The 919-nt window shown below is 68.4% G+C and carries 2 protein-coding genes; both read right to left on the bottom strand.

Annotation, left to right across the window (positions count from 1 at the left end; all coding sequences use genetic code 11):
- A partial coding sequence (locus tag BIV28_RS19570) for a carbonic anhydrase (protein ID WP_278247788.1) occupies positions 1–259 on the bottom strand: 259 nt, incomplete at its 3' end.
- A gap of 17 nt (positions 260–276) precedes the next feature.
- On the bottom strand, positions 277–919 hold a 643-nt coding region (locus BIV28_RS19565; RefSeq protein WP_207556137.1), incomplete at its 5' end, for a FumA C-terminus/TtdB family hydratase beta subunit.

The raw sequence follows: 919 nt of genomic DNA, 5'->3' as shown, positions 1-919 counted from the left end.
CGAGCAGGTGCGTGGCGAGGACGAGCGCCTCGAGGGCGTCGGAGCCGACGCGACCGCCGGGGTTGCGGAAGATCTTGGCGTCGCCGGGCTTGAGACCGACGAGCTGAAGCGGCGCGATGCGCGAGTCCATGCAGGTGACGATGGCCACGCCCGCGCGGGCGATGCCGTCGAAGCCTGACATGTCGAAGTGGTCGGCGTAGTCGCGGTTGGCCGCGAGGAGATCCTCGAAACCGGTTGGGGCGGAAGCGTTCTCGGTCACTGCTGTTGTCTCCTGGTTCACTCGAGTCCGGGGCGCTTGGCGATGGTGAAGGCCACCGGCTTGCTCACCTCGGCGAAGAAGTCGTTGCCCTTGTCGTCGACGACGATGAAGGCGGGGAAGTCCTCGACCTCGATCTTCCACACCGCCTCCATGCCGAGCTCCTCGTACTCGAGGACCTCGACGTGCTTGATGCAGTCCTGGGCCAGGCGCGCCGCCGGGCCGCCGATCGAGCCGAGGTAGAAGCCGCCGTGCTCGTGGCACGCGTCGGTCACCTGTTTGCTCCGGTTGCCCTTGGCGAGCATGACCTTGCTGCCGCCGGCGGCCTGGAACTGGTCGACGTAGGAGTCCATCCGGCCGGCCGTGGTCGGGCCGAAGGAGCCCGACGGCATGCCCTCAGGGGTCTTGGCCGGGCCGGCGTAGTAGACGGGGTGGTCCTTGAGGTACTGCGGCATGTCCTCGCCGGCGTCGAGGCGTTCCTTGATCTTGGCGTGCGCGATGTCGCGGGCCACGACGAGCGGGCCGGTGAGCGACAGGCGCGTCTTGACCGGGTGCTTGCTCAGCTCGGCGAGGACGTCGTCCATCGGCTGGTTGAGGTCGACCTTGACGACGACGTTGCGGCTCGTCGAGCTGACGCCGACGGCGTCGTCCTCGTGCTCGCCG

Origin of the sequence: Intrasporangium flavum (assembly GCF_001956915.1) — a bacterium.
Classification (GTDB): domain Bacteria; phylum Actinomycetota; class Actinomycetes; order Actinomycetales; family Dermatophilaceae; genus Monashia; species Monashia flava.
Note: the sequence above shows the minus strand (reverse complement) of the source record. Positions and strands in the feature narration are given on the sequence as shown.